Source organism: Pontibacillus chungwhensis BH030062, from assembly GCF_000770675.1.
GTDB classification, from domain to species: Bacteria; Bacillota; Bacilli; order Bacillales; family BH030062; genus Pontibacillus; species Pontibacillus chungwhensis.
The window spans coordinates 1-322 of record NZ_AVBG01000036.1 but is presented as its reverse complement, the minus strand read 5'-3'; the positions used below and the strand labels follow the sequence as shown (position 1 = coordinate 322).

Sequence of the window (322 nt, the reverse complement as noted above, 5' to 3'; positions counted from 1 at the left end):
TCCCACGAGTGGTATGGTTTTGCAAAGTAAACAAAAATATTTAGTTTACGTGCAATTACTTCGTGAAAACTAAATTCTTTTCCATTATCTGCCGTTATTGTATGTATTTGGTCTCTAAAAGGTTCCAAGGCATCGATGGCAGCTTTAGTTAGCGGGCTGGCATCTTTCCCGCTAAGTAGTCTTATCCATACTAGTCCAGTTACCCTGTCGTTTATAGTTAATAGTGCTCCTTTGTGATTCTTTCCAATGACTGTGTCAATTTCCAAATCACCAAAACGTACTTTCTTGTCTAATCTCGTATGCCGTCTTCTGCTTGAAAAAA

The 322-nt window shown here is 38.2% G+C and carries 1 protein-coding gene; it reads right to left on the bottom strand.

The window, feature by feature from the left end; all coding sequences use genetic code 11:
- Window positions 1–322: IS30 family transposase (locus tag N780_RS19100; RefSeq protein WP_036788008.1), on the bottom strand; the 322-nt coding region annotated here is incomplete at both ends.